Annotated in this window: 11 protein-coding genes; 4 read left to right on the forward strand and 7 right to left on the reverse strand. The window is 70.1% G+C overall.

The genetic code is table 11. The features are described 5' to 3' along the window. Nucleotides 1-160 precede the first annotated feature (160 nt). Together mshA and JNW98_RS31295 are read left to right on the forward strand one after the other, a co-directional pair. Complete coding sequence (gene mshA / locus JNW98_RS31290) at nt 161-1,528, forward strand: D-inositol-3-phosphate glycosyltransferase (protein ID WP_372459361.1); 1,368 nt, start codon at nt 161-163, stop codon at nt 1,526-1,528. Next, entirely contained in the window at nt 1,521-2,033 is a 513-nt protein-coding gene (locus tag JNW98_RS31295; RefSeq protein WP_223771680.1) for a type III secretion system chaperone family protein, read from the forward strand. Before mshA ends, JNW98_RS31295 begins: the two co-directional genes overlap by 8 nt. Before the next feature lie 35 nt (nt 2,034-2,068). Here JNW98_RS31295 and JNW98_RS31300 read toward each other — a convergent pair whose 3' ends face one another. Beyond that, nucleotides 2,069-3,337: an MDR family MFS transporter gene (locus tag JNW98_RS31300; protein ID WP_223771681.1), complete on the reverse strand. Its 1,269-nt coding sequence runs from the start codon at nt 3,335-3,337 to the stop codon at nt 2,069-2,071. Between the two features lie 175 nt (nt 3,338-3,512). On the opposite strand from JNW98_RS31300, the gene JNW98_RS31305 reads away from it, so the two are divergent. Beyond that, on the forward strand, nt 3,513-4,274 hold the full coding sequence (locus JNW98_RS31305; protein WP_223771682.1) for a phosphoglyceromutase: 762 nt from the start codon (nt 3,513-3,515) through the stop codon (nt 4,272-4,274). Between the two features lie 749 nt (nt 4,275-5,023). Here JNW98_RS31305 and JNW98_RS31310 read toward each other — a convergent pair. The 6 genes from JNW98_RS31310 to JNW98_RS31335 all read right to left on the reverse strand — a co-directional run bounded on the left by JNW98_RS31310 (nt 5,024) and on the right by JNW98_RS31335 (nt 11,289). Next, complete coding sequence (locus tag JNW98_RS31310) at nt 5,024-6,268, reverse strand: tyrosine-type recombinase/integrase (protein ID WP_223771683.1); 1,245 nt, start codon at nt 6,266-6,268, stop codon at nt 5,024-5,026. A gap of 696 nt (nt 6,269-6,964) precedes the next feature. Further along, entirely contained in the window at nt 6,965-7,204 is a 240-nt protein-coding gene (locus JNW98_RS31315; RefSeq protein ID WP_223771684.1) for a helix-turn-helix domain-containing protein, read from the reverse strand. Nucleotides 7,205-7,455: 251 nt separating this feature from the next. Then, nucleotides 7,456-8,811, reverse strand: a complete 1,356-nt coding sequence (locus JNW98_RS31320) for an AICE element replication initiation protein (protein ID WP_223771685.1) — start codon at nt 8,809-8,811, stop codon at nt 7,456-7,458. Between the two features lie 353 nt (nt 8,812-9,164). After that, nucleotides 9,165-9,713 (reverse strand): HNH endonuclease, encoded by a 549-nt coding sequence (locus tag JNW98_RS31325; protein WP_223771686.1) that lies wholly within the window; start codon nt 9,711-9,713, stop codon nt 9,165-9,167. 2 nt (nt 9,714-9,715) lie between these two features. Then, a complete protein-coding gene (locus JNW98_RS31330; RefSeq protein WP_223771687.1) occupies nt 9,716-10,489 on the reverse strand; it encodes a hypothetical protein in 774 nt (257 codons plus the stop codon). Further along, nucleotides 10,486-11,289: a hypothetical protein gene (locus JNW98_RS31335; RefSeq protein ID WP_223771688.1), complete on the reverse strand. Its 804-nt coding sequence runs from the start codon at nt 11,287-11,289 to the stop codon at nt 10,486-10,488. The genes JNW98_RS31330 and JNW98_RS31335 overlap by 4 nt, the downstream gene beginning before the upstream one ends. 212 nt (nt 11,290-11,501) lie before the next feature. On the opposite strand from JNW98_RS31335, the gene JNW98_RS31340 reads away from it, so the two are divergent. After that, a complete protein-coding gene (locus JNW98_RS31340) occupies nt 11,502-11,837 on the forward strand; it encodes a GntR family transcriptional regulator (protein WP_223771689.1) in 336 nt (111 codons plus the stop codon). The last annotated feature ends 266 nt before the right edge of the window (nt 11,838-12,103 follow it).

The raw sequence follows: 12,103 nt of genomic DNA on the forward strand, positions 1-12,103 counted from the left end.
CGTAAGCGGTTCCGGTTCTGCGCCGGACCGTGAGGGCCGGATCACTCTTTGGTAAAGGAGGGAAGGGGAATCCCCGGCCCCGTGTTCGAAGGGTTGACCCCTGTCGTGGGTCGACCCTGACGTACGCACGCCCCCCACAGGCGGACGGAGGACCCGAACGGTGAGCCAGTACGCACCCCGGCGCGGCACGCGCCGTACCCGTACGCATGGCAGCCCCTTCTCCCGGCCGCAGCAGTTCCTGCGCCGCGCGCAGGGCCGGCTGCCGCGCCGCGTCGCGATGCTCAGCGTCCACACGTCGCCGCTGCACCAGCCCGGCACGGGCGACGCGGGCGGCATGAACGTCTACATCGTCGAGCTCGCCAAGCGGCTCGCCGCGCTCGGCATCGAGGTGGAGGTCTTCACCCGGGCGACCACCGGGCAGCTGCCGCCCGCCGTGGAGCTGGCGCCGGGCGTCCTCGTCCGGCACATCGACGCGGGCCCGTACGAGGGGCTGGCGAAGGAGGAGCTGCCGGCGCAGCTGTGCGCCTTCACCCACGGGGTGACGCAGGCGTGGGCGGGCCACCGGCCCGGCTACTACGACCTCGTGCACTCGCACTACTGGCTGTCCGGCCACGTCGGCTGGCTGGCGGCGGACCGCTGGGGCGTGCCGCTGGTGCACGCGATGCACACGATGGCCAAGGTGAAGAACGCGGCGCTGGCCGCGGGGGACACTCCGGAGCCGCAGGCCCGGGTGATCGGCGAGACGCAGATCGTCCGCGCGGCCGACCGGCTGATCGCCAACACGGAGGGGGAGGCGGAGGAGCTGGTCCGGCACTACGACGCGGCTCCGGACAAGGTCGCCGTCGTCCATCCGGGCGTCAACCTGGAGCGGTTCCGGGAGGCCGACGGCCGGGCCGCCGCCCGCGAGCGGCTCGGGCTGCCGCAGGACGCGCTGGTCCCGCTGTTCGCGGGCCGGATCCAGCCGCTGAAGGCGCCCGACGTGCTGCTGCGCGCGGTGGCCGAGCTGCTGGACCGCCGTCCCGCGCTGCGGTCGCGGATCGTGGTGCCGGTGGTCGGCGGTCCGAGCGGCAGCGGCATGGCGAAGCCGGAGGAGCTCCACAAGCTGGCCGCCCGGCTGGGCATCGCCGACGTGGTCAGATTCCGCCCGCCGGTCGACCAGGAGCGGCTGGCGGACTGGTACCGCGCGGCGTCCGTGCTGGTCATGCCCTCGCACAGCGAGTCGTTCGGCCTGGTGGCGGTGGAGGCGCAGGCGTGCGGCACGCCGGTCGTCGCGGCGGCGGTGGGCGGGCTGCCGGTGGCGGTCCGGCACGGGGCCAGCGGGTTCCTGGTGGACGGCCACGACCCCGTCGACTACGCCCGGGCGCTCGAACGCTTCGCGGACGCGCCGGAGCTCGCGGACACGATGGGCGCCGCCGCGGCGGCGCACGCCCGGTCCTTCGGCTGGGACACGGCGGCGGCCGCCACGGCCGCGGTGTACACCGAGGCGATCGGCGAACGGCGGCGTCGCCTACGCTCGGCACATGTCTGATCGGCACATGAATGACGCGAAGTCCGTCATCGAGCGCACGCTCGCCGAGGCCGGGCTGGAGTGGGAGAGCCCGTCCGACGGCACGTACGTCGTGAAGCTGCCCGGTACCCGGAAGCTGTCGACGACCGTGTCGCTGGTCGTCGGCAACCACTCCCTCTCCGTCAACGCCTTCGTGGTGCGCCGCCCCGACGAGAACCACGAGGCGGTGCACCGCTGGCTGCTGGAGCGCAACACCCGGCTGTACGGGGTCGCCTACGCGGTCGACCACCTCGGCGACGTCTACCTCGTCGGGCGGCTGCCGCTGGCCGCCGTCACGCCGGAGGAGGTCGACCGGATCCTCGGCGTGGTGCTGGAGAACGCGGACGGCAGCTTCAACACCCTGCTGGAGATGGGGTTCGCGAGCGCGATCCGCAAGGAGTACGCGTGGCGCACCGCGCGCGGCGAGTCCACGCGCAACCTGGAGGCGTTCGGGCGGCTGACGGGCGAGGACGGCCGGAAGGGCTGACCGGTTGACGGGTGGTCAGGCGGGCTCAGGCGGGCTCAGGCGGGCGACGTCTCCGCCTCCGGCCGCCCGGCCGCCGCCTTCCCCCGCGCCACCCGCGTCTCCGGCGCGCCCTCCTCCGGCAGGTCGCGGGTCAGCAGCCAGTACCCCGCGCCGGCGATGGTGCCGACCACCGCGCACCCGGCCCACAGCACGTTCGCCCCGAGCTCCTCGATGACCACACCGCCCGTCAGCGGCGCGACCAGGGACGACAGGGTCCAGGACAGCGAGAACACCCCCTGGTAGCGGCCCCGGGCGTGGAGCGGCGAGAAGCGCACCACCATGCCGGACTGGGTGGGGGCGTTGACGATCTCGGCGAGCGTCCAGACGACGATGGTCAGCGCGAAGAAGCCGACCGAGCCGGCGAACGCGGTCAGGCCGAAGCCGTACCCGGCGAGCAGCGCGGAAAAGACCAGCAGCATCCGGGGATCGCGGCGGGCGATGACGCGGGTCATCGGGATCTGGAGGGCGACGATCAGGATGCCGTTGACGGCCATGACCATCCCGTAGTCACGGGTCGAGAGCCCCTCCCGGCCCATCGCCACCGGCAGCGCCACCGAGCTCTGCGTGAAGATCAGCGCCACCAGGAAGGCCAGGCCCGTAACGCCCATGAACCGCCCGTCCCGCAGGACCGTGCCCAGCCCGACGGGGGGCGCTCCCTCGGCGCCGCCCGCCGGTGCGGACGGCTCGGGCCGCGACTCGGGGAGCGTGAAGTAGCACAGGACGGCGCAGGCCAGCGTGATCGCGGCCTCCCCGAGGAAGCCGGCCAGATAGCTGTACTCGGCGACGAAGCCGGCCGCCGTCGCGGAGACCGCGTAGCCGAGGTTGATCGCCCAGTAGTTGATCGAGTACGCCCGCAGCCGGTCCTCGGGCCGGACGATGTCGGCCATCATCGCGGTGACGGCGGGCCGCGAGGAGTTGCTCGCCAGCCCCACCAGGAAGGCGGCGCCCGCGATCCACACGGGGTCGTGCACGAAGCCGAGCAGCGCCACCGAGGCGGCGGTCGACACCTGCGCGGCCATCAGGGTGGGCCGCCGCCCGAGCCGGTCGGTCATCACCCCCGCCCCGATCGAGGCGATCACCCCGCCGAGCCCGTGCAGAGCGGCGACGAGCCCGGCGTACGAGGCGGAGTAGCCGCGCTCCAATGTCAGGTAGATGGCCAGGAACGTGGAAACGAACGAACCCAGCCGGTTGACCAGCGTGGCGACCCACAGCCACCAGAACGCCCGTGGCAGCCCCGCCACGCTCTCCCTCGCCGCCCTGCCCATGCGCGCTATCACGCGTCCGCCCCCTGATGTAAGCGCCGTCCCGGTTGTCCGCACCTTACGAGCCTCTGGCGTGAGCACGCCATCCAATTGACGGGGTTCGTCAAACGGCGCCGGGAATCCCGCCCGGACTCCCGCCGGGAGCGGCGCCCCCGCCCCGTCGATTACGCTCAAGGGCATGGCCGACGCACCGTACAAGCTCATCCTCCTCCGCCACGGCGAGAGCGAGTGGAACGCCAAGAACCTGTTCACCGGCTGGGTGGACGTCAACCTCAACGAGAAGGGCGAGAAGGAGGCCGTCCGCGGCGGAGAACTGCTCAAGGACGCCGGCCTGCTCCCTGACGTGGTCCACACCTCCCTCCAGAAGCGCGCCATCCGCACCGCGCAGCTGGCCCTGGAGGCGGCCGACCGTCACTGGATCCCCGTCCACCGCTCCTGGCGGCTGAACGAGCGCCACTACGGCGCCCTCCAGGGCAAGGACAAGGCCCAGACCCTGGCCGAGTTCGGCGAGGAGCAGTTCATGCTCTGGCGCCGCTCCTACGACACCCCGCCGCCCGCCCTCGAGGACGGCTCCGAGTTCTCCCAGAGCGACGACGCGCGCTACGCCTCCATCCCCCCGGAGCTGCGCCCCCGCACCGAGTGCCTCAAGGACGTCGTCGTCCGCATGCTGCCGTACTGGTACGACGGCATCGTCCCGGACCTGCTGGCCGGCCGTACGGTCCTGGTCGCCGCCCACGGCAACTCGCTGCGCGCCCTGGTCAAGCACCTGGACGGCATCTCCGACGCCGACATCGCCGGCCTCAACATCCCCACTGGCATCCCGCTCGCCTACGAGCTCGACGCCGACTTCCGCCCGGTCGTCCCCGGCGGCACGTACCTCGACCCGGAGGCCGCCAAGGCCGCGATCGAGGCCGTGAAGAACCAGGGCAAGAAGAAGTAAGACCGCCCCAAAGGGCCCGCCACCTGCGATTTCCTGCCAGGGGCGGGCCTTTTTGCTACCGCTGGGCCTTCTGTGGGCCGTCAGCGCGACTGCGAGCCGAGCGGACGCGGATGTCGAGGACGATCAGTAGGGCCACGGGGATCGCGATCTCCGCAGGGGCGCTGGCCCAAAGAGCGAGCGCCCCGCCGCCAGTGCCGATGAGCGCAATCGGTAAGTCGCGGGGGCGGATGTCGACGGTGACGCCTGTGCGTGGGACCATGGGGACCTCCATGTGCGTTCGGATCACTTGTCAAGGTGATGGCTGAGAGCGTGGCAATGGGGACGAATGCCGCCCCTGGCCGGGCGGCATTCGCATGCCATTGAGACTTTCCCATAGCCGTCGCCTGTCAGACAAACGCGCAGCTAAATGGCGTGTTCATCTCCTTGGACAAGTTGTCCATGGAGATGAACAGGTAGCCGCGATTGGCGAGTTATGCAAGGGCTCCCAGTGCAGGCTTTCATCGTGAGTCTTTCAGAGCGAGTCTTCCGTAGTGAACTCGTGAACCGCTTACCGGGAGCCGGCTGCCTGGTCTGCCCTCCCGGGGGCTCTGGAGCTTTGACTCTGAGGGTTGATCCCCGGGTTCCTTGGCGCCCGGAGGTTCGGGTGGCAAAGGTTCGGCTGGCTTGGTCGAGGAAGAGGCTTATTATTTTCCTGAACTGGGTTCAGGACTGGGTTCGCAGGGATGCCTTTTCTGTTTATCTCCCGCTTTTTACGCTTCTCTCGGTCGATTGGCTTGAGTGAAGATGCGGCTAAGTGCCTTCATGGTTCGTTCCCGGCTGGTGGGCATAAGGTGTGCGTAAACCCGAAGGGTCAAGGCCGGGTCCGAATGCCCCAGGTACTCGGCGAGCGCCTTGATGTTCTCCCCGGCGTCCAGGAGCACAGACGCGTAGAAGTGCCGGAGAGCGTGCATGCCGTGCTCGCGGGCCGCAGCGTGGCTCTCGCCCTTCCGAGGCTGCGGGATGACTCCTGCTGCGGCGAGAGCGGGCTTCCAGGCGTCGTCGTTGAGCGACGTCCGCCAGACGTGCCCGCCCAGCGGCCCGGTGAAGATCAGCCGCCGGGTCACGAGCGGCCCCTTCGCCGTGCCCCACGGCAGCTTGATCTCCACCGGCGGGAATTCCTTCATGTGCCGGCGCAGAGCATCGGCGACGGGCCGGGGCAGCGGGGTGGTTCGCAGCTTCCCGCCCTTCGGCGGAGCGAAGACGGGCTTGCTGCGGCTGAGCTTGAGCTGCTGCACGACGTGCAGGGCCTCGGCACCGAAATCGATCGCGTCGACGGCAATGCCCAGAATCTCGCCCTGACGAAGTCCGCACCCGGCCCCCAGGTCCACCATGGCGCGGTACCGCTCCGGCATTTCGCTCTGCACGGCCAGCACGCGATCCACCGACCATGGCACGACACGCTTCGGCTCGATGGCCGGCGCCTTGACCGAGCGGGCGGAGCACGGGTTGCGGCTCAGGTACCCGTCGTCTACGGCCGCGCTCAGCACGGTCCGGGCGTTCGCGTAGATGGTCCGGGCATACGCGCCGCGAACCCCGTTCTCCTCCATCCGGGTCACCCACTCGCGGATGTGCTCCGGCTGGAACGAGCCGAGAGGGCGGGAACCTATGTGCGGGAAGGCGTGGAGTCGTAGCTGCGACGTCATCGACGCCCGGGTGTTCGGGTCGCCCCCGTGGGTGGTCAGCCACTTCTCGGCGTATTGCTTGAAGGTGGTCTTGGCCTTCTGCGGATCAAGGTACTGACCGCACGCCATGTCCGCCTCGATACGGGTGAGCCACTGCTCGGCGAGCCGTTTTTTACCGTCGGCGAAGCTCTTGGACTTCTCGGTTCCGTCGGGCCCGATGTACCGGGCGCGGTAGCGCATGCCGGTTCCGTGGCGGTCGGTCTTGACGCGGACGGTTCTGCCGTCGGCGTCAGTCTCGGCCTTGTACCAGCGGTCTTGGATGTGACCTGCCATGTGGGGCTGGGTCCCTTCTCGGTAGCGGGGCACGGAGGAGCCGTTGGCGTCCGTCCGGCCGGGTTCGGGGTGCGCTGGGCCGGGCCCGCTACGTGCTATGGGCCTGGTCACGAGCGGTTTGGGCTGCTAGCGGCGTCTCAGGGAGGCTTAGACGGCGGGCGCCAGGTGCCTTCCGGAGGGGGTTTTCGGTGGTGCTGGGGCGCGCCTCCCTGCCTCCCTGAGAGGACGTCCACGCTGGTCAGGCCGAGGGAGGCGGGCCAGGGAAGCGGTCAGGGAGTTCTCCCTGCCTCCCTGGGGTGGCGGGTCGTGCTCCCTGCCGCTCGTGGTGTCCGCCGGGCCCTCCGGGGAGGCGGAGACAGGGACCCCAAGGGGCTTTCAGGGGGCGGTTTGCGGGGGCTTCCGGAGGTGGCTCCCCGCCTCCCCGAAGGGCTGTTTGTGCAGATCAGTGCGGGGGATGCGGGCCGGGGAGGCGGTTGGGGAGTTCTCCCCGCTTCCCCGGCCTGACGAGTGGCGCCTCCCCGGGGGAGGACCGGTTGGCCTAGCGGGTTTGCTGAGCCCTTCGGCATGGGGGTTTCGGGCCCGGTAGCCGCTTCCACTTTGAGGGGCTGCTAGGCGCTAGACCGCAGGTCAACGGCGCGTTTGACTGCTAGCAGAGCTGCTAGACCTAGCAGCGATGGGCGCTAGGTCTAGCAGTCGTCATGCCGCGTCTTCGCGGGCGCTCTGCTCGGCCACCCAGGCCCGAACGGCGGCCGGGTCGAAGCGCAGGTAGCGGCCGGCGCGGAAGCCGGGCGGGCCGATGCGCTTGCGGCGCCACTGGTAGACGGTCTCGACGCTCGGGAGGCCGAACATGGTGACCAGGTCTTCGGGGGTGAGGTAGCGGTTCGGGAGACCGCCGCGCAGGATGGCGCGCGGGTCGGCCGGCTCTTCGGTGGCCATGTTGTGGGTGACTCCTCGTGTCCGTCGGGCGGTGCGTGGGAGTGGTGCCGGTGAGCCGTCCTAGAGAATTGGTGTATCTCAGCGTCCGCAGCGTTCCAGCGTCCGACAGGTCGTGTTGCCGCAGGCCACAGGGCGGGCAGGGTGCGGACGCTAGGTCGGACGCTGCGGATGCTGGACGGCTGTAGCGTCCGCAGCTTCGACGTGTCCGGGCCGCTGGTGTACGGCCCGGCCCGGCGGGTCTTCCGGTTACGTCAGGGCTGGTCGGGTGGTGTTCTGCCTTGTCCGATGGGGGCCACCTCGGGCCAGAGAGGGGCTTGTCCGGGGTCGGACGCTGCCGCCTCTGCCCGGGACAGGACGTAGAGGCGGTGGCGTTGCTTGCCGGGACTACGCTGCGTGTCGTCCACCGTGATCCCGATGGACCGCAGCAGCGGCGCGAGCCGCTTCAGACGCCCGCCCGCGCGGGTGGCGTCCTTGGGCCAGTTCGGCGGCCGGACCAGCGGTGTCGGCAGCGTGTCGAGCAACTGGGCGGCCGTGCCCTGCCAGGTACCGGCCTGGTCGACCAGGGCGGCAACGGCGGCGCCGAACGGGTCGCCCTCCAACGCATCCGTGGCGACGTTTGCTGACGTAGCCAGGTAGTCGTCCAAGGTGTGCCAGTCCATGACCTGGTCGACGGCCGCGAGCACGCGCGCGAAGTCAGCCATGCGCGGCATGGTGTCCAGCCGCACCGTGGGCAGCACGGCCAGCACGCATGCCAGCAGGTCGAACAGGGCCCCGAGGACGGCGGGCCGTACGGCCTCGAACGCGCCGTTCAGCTCCTCCTCGGTCCTGCGCCGGTCCTCCTCGATCAACTGGAGATCGAGCATGAGGAGCCGTTCGGCGAGGTCCCCGGCGAGCGCCCCGGCGTCGATGGTGGTCATGGCCAGCACCCGTCGGAACGTCAGCACCACCACGTCATCGTCGGTGTACAGGGCCCGGTCCACGATGCCGTCACCGGTCACCGCCTTGCACAGGGTGTCCGACAGCCACGGCGGGATCGTGCTGATGTTGTCCAGGCACAGCGCCCACGAGTTGAACGCCTGTGCCGCCCACGCCTTGATGTCGCGCGGCTGGCTGCGCTTCGACGCGGGGGAGGGGTCGATCAGGTTCACCACCATCTCGGCCGTCTTCGACTTGCCCGTGCCCTGCTCGCCCTTGAAGGTGAGGACCGGGTGCGGGATGTGCGGGATCCACGCGGCGACCAGCCACGCGGCGAGCTGCCGGAACGTCGTGTCGTCCATGTTCAGCAGGGCGTGCAGCTTGGCCAGCCCGTCCCCGTCCAGCACGGGCGTGGGCATCGGGCCCATGGCGCCTGAGCGGCGGAAGAGCACCGGTGAGCGGTCCACCACGTTCCACCCGAGTGCGGTGACCACCACAGCGCGGCCGTCGGCCGTGCCGAGGTCCACCACGATGGCGCCGGCATCGTCGCTCCCCACCCGCAGGCTGACAGGTACCGGGTCGTCCTCGTCGGCGATGCCTTCCAGGACGGACATGGCGTCGGCGAGGGCGGACTGTGAGGCCACGTCGCCCTCGTAAGTGTCGACGTACAGCCGCGCGAGCCGCTGTCGCAAGCCTGCCCTGCCGCGGAGCGGGAGAGCGAGGTTCGGACCGTTCAGAGCGATTGCGTAGGGGCGACCGTCGGTGGACATCACGAACCGGTACTCCTCGCGGGCGAGGGCAACCAGTCGCGAGGCGGCCGACGGTTTCTTGGCCTCTCCCGCACCGTGCGGCGGCCGTGCGGGCGTGCGGCCCGCACGTGCGGGTGCCCGATCCGCACGTGCGGACGGGCGTGCGGGTACGGCGTTCACGGCGCCGTTCACGGTGTTCACGGTATCCACCGATCCGTTCACGGTGTTCGCTGTGTTCATGGTGCGAGCCGAACCGTTCACGGTGTTCATGGCGGGCGTCGATCCGTTCACGGTGTTCACGCGGGAACCGCCTGTCCGGTCGGGCCTGCACATGCCCGGGCGGGGCGGGGTGCGCGTAGGCAGTCGGGCGGCACGTTCGATCGCGGGCAGGTGCGCGGGGTCGATTCGTGCAGGCTGCGGGTAGACCGTTCGCTGATCAGGTCGGGCGATCGGAGCATCACAGCGGGCGTGACGCCGGGCGTGACGCAGTGGGTCACGCTGGTCAGAGCCGCCTGGTGGGCGGCAGCGAGTCGGGCCAACAGGCGGCAGTCGATCGGGGCGACCGTCGACTGACCGGGGTCGGCCGACCGCGCGATGAGCAACGCGAGGGAGAGCGGGAGCCGATCGGCTTTCGCGTTGTTGCACGGTCGGCAGGCCAGCACGAGGTGGTTGGCCGACCACGTGAACAGCAATCGGATCGGCACCACGTGATCGAGGGTGGCCTCACGAAGCTCGGCGAACGGTCGGCGGCAGTAAGCGCACCGCTGCCCGTCGCGGGCGGCGAGCTGGGCCTTGCGGTTGCGGCGCCGCGTGGAGTTCAGGTGCGTCTTTCGGTGCAAGCTCACGGCTACCACTCCGCCCGCATCGGCCGCAGCCACCTGCCGTCCGGGCCCGGCGGCGGAGTCAGCCCGACCAGGTAGCCGCCGGAGTCCGGCCGCACGATCAGCGGCGCGGGCTGCTCGCGGTTCCACTGCACCAGATCGAAGGCGAACCGGCGGCGGTGGTAGTCGGGCAGGGCCTGCTTGTACAGCCAATCCCGATCGCGGTCGACTCCGCCCAACTCGCCGGCCATCGCCTTGCCAAGCCGGACCAGGACTTCGGTCGGCACGGCCGTGACGCCCTCATGGATGGCGCGTGCCAACAGAAGCTTGCAGAGCGGGCGTTTATGGAAGTCGGCCATGCGGCAGCGGTCCAGGCTGGACAGGTAGACGGCTGCGCCGACTTCTCCGGCGGTCATCGGGCGGGAGCGTGCCCGCTCGTACCAGAACGACAGGGCGAGCCGGTAGGCGAAGCGGCGGCACGCCTTCACCTCGAAGAACTCTGCGGAGGGCAATTCCTCGAAGGTTCCGAGGATTTCTGCGATCCCGGCCGGGCCCAGCGTGCGCACGGCAGTATTGAGCGCGTCGTACAGCGTGTCCGTGTTGGGCACCGGGACGGCGAGTTCGTCGGCGGTCGTCTCGAAGAGCGCAGCCGCGGCTTCGCTGATGGTCAGCTCCAGCCCCCTGACGGGGATGGTGGGGAAGACCTGCCCGGCGGGGCGCCGGTCCATCTCCGCGAGGGAGAAGACCGGCGCCACGCCCGACGTCACCTGTGCGTACAGGGCGTCAAGAGCGGTGGTCATGCCCGGCCGCCCTTGCTGCGGATGTGCGCCACCATGCGGGCGCCGTACGGGCACTCCGGAGGGGTGGCGCCGACCGCGAAACCACCCGCGTCGAACATCACCATCAGCGGACGGGTCTCCATCTGGCGGTTGACCGCGATGGCGTGGCAGAAGCGGCGGCGCCGCGAGTCGGGCATGAGGCGCTGGGAGCGTTCCCTGAGCGCGGGCGGCATCTCGAAGCCGGGGTAGCCCAGTTCCCGCAGCACGTTGTCCTGGAGCAGGGTCAGGGTCCGGGCCCCTAGGCGGGCCACGCCCTCCATCAGATGGCCGTCGATCTCGGGGATCCGGTCGCCGCAAACCGTGCGGCTCCGGGTCACCGGGATGTCGGAGGTGTACAGGGCCAGGGTCATTTCCGCCACCCCGATCGGCTCGGCAAGTGCGTCCGCATACCAGTGCTCGACGCACAGGCGGTACGCGAATGCCCACGAGGTTGCCGCCGCTTGCGTACCCAGCGGCAACGACTCCAGCTCGTGCCGTGCGTCGTCCAGCCCGACCGGGCCGTACGCGGTCAGAGCGCTCTCCAGCACGGCCAGCAGCTCCAGATCGGTGGGCTGCTTCGGGAGTTCCGGCAGCGTGCCGTGCTGGGTGTACAGACCGGCCGCCACCTGCTCGCGGGTCAGCTCAACCGAGCCGACCGGCACGCGGGGGAACGTCTCACCGGCGCGGCGCCGCTCAACCAGCGGCAAAGCCGTGCCTTGCTCGGGACCTTTGGCCCCGGGGACGGACCGTTCGGCGGACTGCTCCTTGAGGATTCCAGGCATGATGGATGTGCCCCTTCAAGGGTCGGGGAGCGGCTGACTGCTTGGCGGTAGGGAGCCGCTCCCTGCTTTTCCTGGCGTGACCAGGACTTTTTCGCTGAAAGCTCGCCCCGTCTGGGGCGGCCATCTGCTGACTAGCGTGCACTAGTCCGCTGTGGTGCGCAACCCCTGCGGGGTGGAGCGCACTAGTTCGCTGTGGTGGGTACGCTCAGAGCATGGCTGCCACAGGAGGACCCAAGCCCAAAGCGGTGCAGGTCGCGGACGCGCTCCGCGAGGACATCAAGAGAATGAAGCCGGGGGACAAGCTCCCGTCGCAGCGGGAGCTGACCGAACGCTTCGGGTTCGCGAGCCAGACCGTCCAGAACGGGTTGGCCTTGCTCCGCTCCGAGGGACTGGTCGTGTCGGCCGGCAACCTCGGCAACTTCGTCGGTGACGGCACCGTTCCGCAGGCCGACGTACGCGACGAGATCAACGAAATCCGCTCCCTGATTCAGGCGTTGGCTGAACGGGTGGAAGCTCTGGAAGAGCGCTCCGCCGTGAGTGGTGCGTGATCTGCAACAAGCATGCGGGGGAACGGAAGGCCGTCGTAAGTGACACCGGGGGGTCGAAAGCCTGAGCTGGGGACATGTCCGGTGTCACCGTTCCGTCCCCTTCCCTGTCACCAGGGGGCAGGCGCAAGACTCAGCGGGTAGGAACCCGAAGGAGGGCGTATGAGCGACGACAGGCCCGCGTGGGCGCGGCGTATCGCGGCTGAGCGGGCGGCTCGCGACTGGTCCCAGCGCGACGCGGTAAAGGCCCTAGGGCCTGTATTGGGTTG

This window comes from Streptomyces huiliensis, assembly GCF_020037025.1.
GTDB classification, from domain to species: domain Bacteria; phylum Actinomycetota; class Actinomycetes; order Streptomycetales; family Streptomycetaceae; genus Streptomyces; species Streptomyces huiliensis.